The following is a 7783-nucleotide window of genomic DNA, read 5'->3' on the forward strand; positions in this document are numbered from 1 at the left end:
GGAACCGCCGTTGGTGTCGGTGTCGGTCCAGGTGAAGGCGCCGATGTTGATGTTCAGGTCACCACCGATGGTCACGCCGTCTTGGCCAGTCACTTGGCTCAGGTCAGCGTCTTCGATCGAGGTCATGGCGGAAGCCGAGAAAGCAACGGCGGACAGGGCCAGCGCAACAGCGGAAATCTTGAACATGTGAACTCCAGATAATTGAAACGTGTTTGCTTGTCTCGCCTGATCCAACCGGGCCTTTCTTGTTGGCGGGTCCGTGTCGTCTCGGCGTGAGTGAATCTTCACGCATTCGCCCCCACTTTTATTGGCTTTGCAGGCCAAGCCTTTGGCCTGAAACGCCACCCAAATGCCGGGTGATGACAACCCTTAATGCCTTACCCCATCCGTGTCAACCCACACACCCTCACTCGACACCGATGTTTCCAGTTTTTACATCACAAAATTCACCTACACAAAGACAAACCCCGCTGCATTGCTGTAGCGGGGTTCGTTCTTGCTCAGGGCTCACAGTCCGGGCCGCATGGTGCTAGGCGAGTGTCCAAACCAGCGCTTGCAAGCTCTGTAGAAATTGCTGGGGTCAGAAAAGCCCAACTCAAAGGCAATTTCTGTGGTGCTGAGATGCCCTTGCGTCAGCAGTCGTTCAGCCAACTCCTGGCGCAATTTATCCACCAACTCGGCGAAGTTGGTCCCCTCTTCGCTCAATCGACGTTGAAGGGTCCGCTCGCTGAGGCACAAGACTTCGGCCACATGCTCCCTGCGGGGATCGCCCTTCGCCAAGTTCTTGCTCAGGACCTGGCGCACTTTGGCAGTGAAGTGCCCGGTTTGTTCCTGCGCAGACTGGTTAGACATGCGCTCACACAAGGCAGCCATGCTGGCATCTGCGGTGGGTATGGGGTGAGCCAGATCTTTGTCATCAAACACCGCGCGAAATGACGATGCACCAAACGCGACTCGACAACCGAAAGCCTGCTCCCAACGCTGAGGGTTATCAGGTGTGGGGTGGGGGTGAAATAGGGTTCTAGGGTGAATCTCTCGCCCGGTTAACCAGCGAGCCCCTTCCAACAAGGTCGTCATGACAGCGTCATACCGCTGCATGGGCACCGGCAGCTTTCCAGCCAGCGCCGTGACCGTCAGCGTGCACATGCCGCTTTCTCGATGCAGCCCCATGGAAAAAGTAGGCGACAACATCCCCGAGACACGAGCCAAAGCCGACATGGCGGACAGAAGATCAGGCTGGGAAATCAGCAGGTGAGCCACCAGTCCAAAGGACTGGAACGGATGAAGTGGCTTGGTCAGGCCAATGCTGGTGTCGCCGGTTTCCTTGACTGCCTGTGACCACACTTTGGAGAACAAGTCGCACAGATAGGTCAGGTCGTGGTGACGCGCAACCGAGAGGTCGAACCCGGATCGGTGCAACAGTGCATCAGCGTCTACGCCGCGCTGGGCCAGCACGGCACGCACGGTCAGGAACCCTGGGACTTTGGAAAGCGTAAACGACTTCATACACCTCGCGCCGTATGAGGATGGACCACGCCAGCACCCTGAGGTGCCCGGCATCCGACGCGGGATGTTACACGACCGTCACTGCGATCGGGTCAGCATGCGCGGGGGCAGCAATGCCTCGATCTGGTCGAGCAGTTCAGCCGGACTGAAAGGCTTGACCCAGTAGGCGTCGGCACCGGAGTCGCGAGCATGATCGACGTCTCCGACTGCGCCCAGGGCGGTGAGCATCATGACCTTGACGTCAGCCAATGCAGCATCGGCCTTGATTTGTTCACACACCTCAAACCCGGACAAACCGCCGGGCATCATCACGTCCAGCAAGACCAGGTCAGGCATGAGTGCGCGAACCTGGTTCAGCCCGGTCGGACCATCCTCAGCCTCGTAGACCTCATAGTCTCCGCATGCCAGGGTGACACGGATCAAATGACGGATTTCCGGTTGGTCTTCAACAACGAGGATCTTGGTTGGGCGCATGGTGGGAGATTCTCTCCGCAATCCTCAACGTGAGGCGCGCTGCCCTACTAGAAACCTGCCAACTCGCAGGGCAATTGCCTCCGCCGACACCGGTTGCCGGACGACTTCGGCGCAACTGGGTAAACCGCCCTTGCGCATGAGCTCACTGTCGGTCAAATCCGTCAAGACCAACACACGTAGATTGGTCAACGACTCGCAGCGCTCCAAGGTCCGCAGCATGGCAATGCCGTCCAGGCCGGGTAGCTCCAGGTGGGTGATGACCACATCAGGGGCCTTCTGACCAATCTGCAAAAGCGCCAGGTAGCCCGTCTCTGCGGTTCGAAGTTCAACTGCAGGTCCATAGACCGACAAGGCCGCAGCGCACTGCTCCTGCCAGTGCTGATCGTCTGCCACCAGCAAAATGCCCAGAGCGCGACCTCTGGGCGGCTCCTCGACGCGCTCCATGTCATCTGCGTGGGTAGCCAGGCGCCCCTTGCGCAAAATGGCCGCTTTGCTCGGCGGCGTATCTCCGCCCAAGCCCGTGCTCAGGGCCAAGGCCTCAACCGCATTGTAGGGAATGCGTCTGTGTCCGCCAGGCGTGCGCGCGGCAGGCAAAATATCGGCCTCAACCCACAATTGGACGGTACGAAGAGACACCCCGAGCCGCGTGGCGGCCTCTCGGGTTGTCAACATGCGGGCGGCGGGCCCCAATGGAATCACTTGTGACATGACTGGCCTCCAAGCAGAGTCGCAATGGCATGCACGGAAGATTGGTTTCTGCATTTCATTTTTGCGAATTCGGAGCTTTTTGTGTCAACTGAAGGGCTCATAGCCCTGTTTCCGTCGTGAACAATTCGCGCATTGCGCACAATCGAACGTCATGAGCAAAGCTTTCACCAGAGAATCGGACTCGGGAGACGACGAAGACGACCTGTCGCTCCCTCCGCTGCCGGCCGGCACCAAGAACTACATCACCCCCGAGGGCTACCACCGCCTTCGGACTGAATTGCTCAATCTGATTGACATCGAGCGACCCAAAATCGTGGACATCGTGTCCTGGGCCGCCTCGAATGGCGACCGCTCGGAAAACGGCGACTATCTGTATGGCAAGAAGCGCTTGCGCGAGATCGACCGCCGAATTCGCTTTCTGACCAAGCGCCTGGATATTGCTGAAATTGCCGATCCGTCACTGCACCATGGCAACGACCAAGTGTTCTTCGGCGCCACGGTGACCTACTGCAATCTACAAGGCGACGAGAAGACGATCACGATCAAAGGCATTGATGAGACCGACAACCTCAAAGGGGAAGTGAGTTGGGTTTCTCCGATTGCCCGTGCGCTGCTGAAGTCACGCGAGGGGGATGAGGTGCAACTCATGACCCCAGGGGGACTGGAGCGCTTGGAAATCATCAAAGTGAGCTACCCACCACGCCCGACGCAACATTGAATCGACCGGGAGCAGGCAGCCTTGCCTCTCCCGCTGGCCATGCTCAAATCAAGGGCAGACGCGCTCGACCTTGAGCACCACCGGGCAGCGCTTGAGTGTGCGAATGACATCGCTGAGGTGATCGGTGTCTCGCACAGCCACGGTCAGACGCAGTTCAGCGGTTTCGCCCAAGCGCTCGTTGCCCATTTCAATGTGGGTGATGTCGGTTTCAGCACTGCTGATGCTGGACGCCACCTGCGCCAATACACCCTTGCCGTTGGCCACCAACACCGCCAACACGGTTTCAAACTGACGAGTGGGCTCTTCCGCCCAGGCGACATCAATCCAGCGCTCGCTGTCGCGCTCAAAGAGGCGCTTGCCGACGCCACAGGTCTGGGTGTGAACCACCAGGCCTTCACCACGCCCAAGGTACCCGGCAATGGGGTCACCCGGCACCGGGCAGCAACAGGTGGCCAGTTGAACCGTGGCCCCTTCCGAGCCGTCGATCACCACGGTGCCGTGAGCAGGTGACTCCAGGTTGGCAAAGCGACCCAAGGTCAAGGTCAAGGCGTCAGGGCGTTCACCTGATTCGGCCATGAACTGAGCCAAACGCTTGGCCACCATGGTGCCAATCTTGCGGCCCAAACCGATGTCGATGAGCAAATCGTGCTTGGTGCGGTTGCCGCCCCAGCGAATCAGGGCCTGCCACAAGGCGCCGATGTCGCCTTCGCTTTCCTCGTCGCCCGGCGGCATGGTCAAGCCTTCGGCGCGAAGGGCCTGACTGAGCAGCTTCTCGCCCAACTCCAGCGACTCCTCGGCCTCCATGTTCTTGAGGTAATGGCGAATCTTGGAACGGGCTCGGCCAGTTCGAACAAAGTTCAGCCAGGCCGGATTGGGGCGAGCACTGGGGGCGGTGATGACTTCGACCACGTCGCCACTGCGCAATTCGGTGCGCAGGGCCGCGGCTTCGCCATTGATCTTCGCAGCCACGCATCGGTCGCCCACGTCACTGTGAATGGCGTAGGCAAAGTCGACCGGCGTAGCCCCTCTGGGCAGCGCCAGAATGCGCGACTTCGGCGTGAACACGTAAACCGACTCAGGGAACAGGTCGATCTTCAGGTGCTCCAGGAACTCTGCTGAATCGCGGGTTTCGTGCTGAATGTCGATCAGGGACTGCAGCCACACAGCAGCTTGTTGAGGCGAGGCATCGGGATCGGCCCCCTCAGCGGTCTTGTACATCCAGTGCGCCGCGATGCCCTTCTCTGCCACAGCGTGCATGGCCTGGGAACGAATCTGAAACTCGACCGCAGTACCCACCGGGTTGACCAGGGTGGTGTGCAAAGACTGGTAGCCATTGGCTTTCGGAATGGCGATGTAGTCTTTGAAACGGCCTGGCAGCGGCTTGTAGAGCTGGTGCAAAACACCCAGAGCCCGATAACAGTCGAGCAACTCACGGGCCACGATGCGGAAGCCGAAGATGTCACTGACCTGCGCAAAGGTCAGGTTCTTTTCGATCATCTTGTGATAAATCGAAAAAATGGTCTTTTCGCGACCGTAGACCTCCACCACCATGCCGGCTTCTGAAAAGGCCTGCTCAACCTCACGGCGAATGCGATCCACAAGATCCCGACGGTTGCCTCGTGTACGTTTGACCGCCTTCGACAACACCGCGTGACGCCAGGGGTTGATGTACTGAAACGACAACTCCTGCAGCTCGCGATAGGTCTGATTCAAACCCAACCGGTGCGCAATGGGGACGTAGATATCGAGCGTTTCGCGCGCGATGCGGGCGCGCTTGGGCGGCGCCATGGCATCCATGGTGCGCATGTTGTGCAGTCGATCAGCCAGCTTGATCAGAATGACGCGCACATCGCGCGCCATGGCCAGCAGCATCTTGCGGAATGACTCGGCCTGAGACTCCTCTTTGGTGGAGAAGTGCAGCTTGTCGAGTTTGGTCAAGCCGTCGACGATTTCAGCGGTGGGTGCGCCAAAACGCTCAATCAACTCAAGCTTGGTGACACCACAGTCTTCCATGGCGTCGTGCATGAGCGCTGCCATGATGGCCTGGGCATCGAGTTTCCAGTCAGCACACAGGCCTGCCACCGCGATCGGGTGCGTGATGTAGGGCTCGCCGCTGGCTCGAAACTGGCCCAGATGGGCTTCGTCGGCGAAACGATAGGCCTCGCGAACGCGGCGGATGTCGGCCTCGTCGAGGTAATCAAGTTTGTGTGTCAGCGCGGCAAAGGATGCAGCCGCAGCGTCGGTAGCCTGGGTCATGGAATTACTTTAGCGCGGATCGCCGCCGCCTGAAGCACACAAGATCAACGGAAAAACAATCGATCAAATAGGAACAGAAATAAGAACGGCCCGCACGAAGCGGGCCGCTCTGGAAGATTGGCGGGGAAAACCGCGATCAGGTCGGAACCTTGCGCAGCATTTCCAGGCCAACCTGACCGGCGGCGATTTCACGCAGAGCGGTCACGCTGGGCTTGTTGCGCGATTCGATCTTGGGGGTGTGACCTTGGCTCAACATGCGAGCACGGTAGGTGGCAGCCAACACCAATTGGAAGCGGTTCGGGATCTTTTGCAGGCAATCTTCAACGGTGATGCGGGCCATAGCTGGTCTCCAACAAGAGCAAAAAGGTTCAAAAAGTCAAATCAAATCAATGACTTAGACCAAATTCAAAGCACGAAACACGGTGGACTTGTTCCGGCGCTGAGCAGAGTATTTTAACCGCTGTGAGTGAACAATGGCTTTTAAATCGAATAAAGCTGATTCGAACAGGGCATTGATCACCACGAAATCGAAGTATTGCGCTTGCTCCACTTCGATCTTGGCGTTGGCCATGCGCAACTCGATCACTTCGGCGGAATCTTCGCCACGGCGGTTCAGGCGCTGCAGCAGCTCTTCATAGCTGGGCGGCAAGATGAAGATCAGGATCGCGTTGGGAAAGATCTTCTTGATTTGCAGCGCACCCTGCCAGTCGATTTCCAACACCACGTCTTCGCCATGCTTGATGCGGTCTTCGATGGCATGGCGCGAGGTGCCGTAATGATTGCCGTGCACTTCAGCGTGCTCGAAAAAGTCGCCACGATCGATCATGGCCTGGAAGTCTTCTTTCGAGGTGAACCAATACTCGCGGCCGTGCTGCTCCTGCCCACGCGGCTTGCGGGTGGTGTGAGACACCGACACCTGCAGGCGCGAGTCCAATTCCAGCAACGCTTTGACCAGGCTGGACTTGCCTGTGCCACTGGGCGCCGAAACGACGAACAAATTACCGGGGTAATCCATATCTGCCACCATGGGTTGATTAGACACGTTATCGGCTTTCATTCGATGTTCTGAACCTGCTCGCGCATCTGCTCGATCAGCACCTTCATCTCGACCGAAATTTGCGTGAGCTCCAGCGCAGCGGCCTTCGACCCGAGGGTGTTGGCCTCCCGATGCAGTTCCTGAATCAGGAAATCCAGACGCTTGCCGCACTCACCACCCTTTTTCAGCAACCGGCTGATTTCATCAAGGTGTGCCTTCAAGCGTTGCACTTCTTCGTCGACGTCGATGCGCAGGGCGTAGGCAGCCGCCTCCGACAACGCCCGCTCTTGAGCGGCCTCGGCCGTCACCGAGCCACCAGCTGCGGACATGGCCTCCTGGAACTTCTGAATGAAGCGCTCTTGCTGACGCTGAACGGCCTGAGGCACCAAGGGGGCCGCTTGCTCAGCCAAGGCTCGCAGACCTTCAATGCGTTCATTGAGAATGCCCACCAGGCGCTTGCCTTCACGTTTGCGGGCTTCAATCAAGGCCTCGATGGCTTGACGGGTGGCTTCGACCGCCACGTCGTCGAGCTTGGCGGCGGGCGCTGCGGCGCGACACCAGTTCAGTACCTCGTTAACCGACAGGGGCGCGGCCTTGGGCAGCCAGTTTTGCACTGTCCCTTCCAAACGAGCCAATGTGTGCAGTTGATCGGTCTGGGGTTGAGGCCAGGCCGAATCGCTGGCGCGCTGGGGTTGCAGGCGCAACTCGATCTTGCCGCGCTTGAACGACTGGGTAAGCAGTTCACGCAAAACGGGCTCCAAGGAACGGAATTCGTCCGAAACCTTGAAGCTCAGATCCAGAAAGCGGCTGTTCACGGAACGAATTTCCGCCCCGACGGCACCACTGGCGCCTCGGCGCGACGCCGCGGATGAGTCGGAATCCTCAGTGTTTTCACCGAAGTGGTCGGGAACCGACGCAACCGCACTGGCAAAGCCGGTCATACTGTAGACTGACATGGTTACTTGACACCAGACAAAACTCGATTATGTCAAAGCCGAAGCCAGCCCCGTTGCCTCCGGGCACAGTTGTGGGTGGTTATCAGGTCGTCAAGAAGCTTGCAGCCGGTGGTTTTGGCGTGGTTTACC

At 58.6% G+C, this 7783-nt stretch carries 9 protein-coding genes and 1 pseudogene; 2 read left to right on the forward strand and 8 right to left on the reverse strand.

Translation table 11 applies throughout. The annotated features are described in order from the left end of the window. The 4 genes from VFW72_RS03585 to VFW72_RS03600 all read right to left on the reverse strand — a co-directional run. The coding region (locus VFW72_RS03585; RefSeq protein ID WP_329672900.1) for a DUF6160 family protein at positions 1-186 on the reverse strand (186 nt) is incomplete at its 3' end. Between the two features lie 321 nt (positions 187-507). After that, the gene (locus VFW72_RS03590) at positions 508-1506 is read right to left on the reverse strand and encodes an AraC family transcriptional regulator (protein ID WP_329672901.1); all 999 of its coding nucleotides are present in this window, start codon (positions 1504-1506) and stop codon (positions 508-510) included. A gap of 78 nt (positions 1507-1584) precedes the next feature. Then, the gene (locus tag VFW72_RS03595; RefSeq protein ID WP_329672902.1) at positions 1585-1980 is read right to left on the reverse strand and encodes a response regulator transcription factor; all 396 of its coding nucleotides are present in this window, start codon (positions 1978-1980) and stop codon (positions 1585-1587) included. A 24-nt stretch (positions 1981-2004) separates the two neighbouring features. Further along, a complete protein-coding gene (locus VFW72_RS03600) occupies positions 2005-2688 on the reverse strand; it encodes an excisionase family DNA-binding protein (RefSeq protein ID WP_329672903.1) in 684 nt (227 codons plus the stop codon). A gap of 151 nt (positions 2689-2839) precedes the next feature. Here VFW72_RS03600 and greB point away from each other — a divergent pair, with 151 nt between their 5' ends. Further along, complete coding sequence (gene greB / locus VFW72_RS03605) at positions 2840-3406, forward strand: transcription elongation factor GreB (protein WP_329672904.1); 567 nt, start codon at positions 2840-2842, stop codon at positions 3404-3406. 48 nt (positions 3407-3454) lie between these two features. On the opposite strand, the gene VFW72_RS03610 is transcribed toward greB, so the two are convergent. From VFW72_RS03610 to VFW72_RS03625, 4 genes are all read right to left on the reverse strand, one after another. Further along, positions 3455-5662 (reverse strand): bifunctional (p)ppGpp synthetase/guanosine-3',5'-bis(diphosphate) 3'-pyrophosphohydrolase, encoded by a 2208-nt coding sequence (locus VFW72_RS03610; protein WP_329672905.1) that lies wholly within the window; start codon positions 5660-5662, stop codon positions 3455-3457. 136 nt (positions 5663-5798) lie between these two features. Beyond that, the gene (gene rpoZ, locus VFW72_RS03615; protein WP_058088068.1) at positions 5799-6002 is read right to left on the reverse strand and encodes a DNA-directed RNA polymerase subunit omega; all 204 of its coding nucleotides are present in this window, start codon (positions 6000-6002) and stop codon (positions 5799-5801) included. Between the two features lie 54 nt (positions 6003-6056). Continuing rightward, a complete protein-coding gene (gene gmk, locus VFW72_RS03620) occupies positions 6057-6677 on the reverse strand; it encodes a guanylate kinase (protein ID WP_329672907.1) in 621 nt (206 codons plus the stop codon). Between the two features lie 38 nt (positions 6678-6715). After that, the gene (locus tag VFW72_RS03625; RefSeq protein ID WP_329672906.1) at positions 6716-7654 is read right to left on the reverse strand and encodes a YicC/YloC family endoribonuclease; all 939 of its coding nucleotides are present in this window, start codon (positions 7652-7654) and stop codon (positions 6716-6718) included. Positions 7655-7683: 29 nt separating this feature from the next. Here VFW72_RS03625 and VFW72_RS03630 point away from each other — a divergent pair. Then, a pseudogene (locus VFW72_RS03630) lies at positions 7684-7783 on the forward strand (serine/threonine protein kinase); the annotation flags it as partial.

It is taken from the genome of Aquabacterium sp. (assembly GCF_036273115.1).
Lineage (GTDB): Bacteria > Pseudomonadota > Gammaproteobacteria > Burkholderiales > Burkholderiaceae_C > Aquabacterium.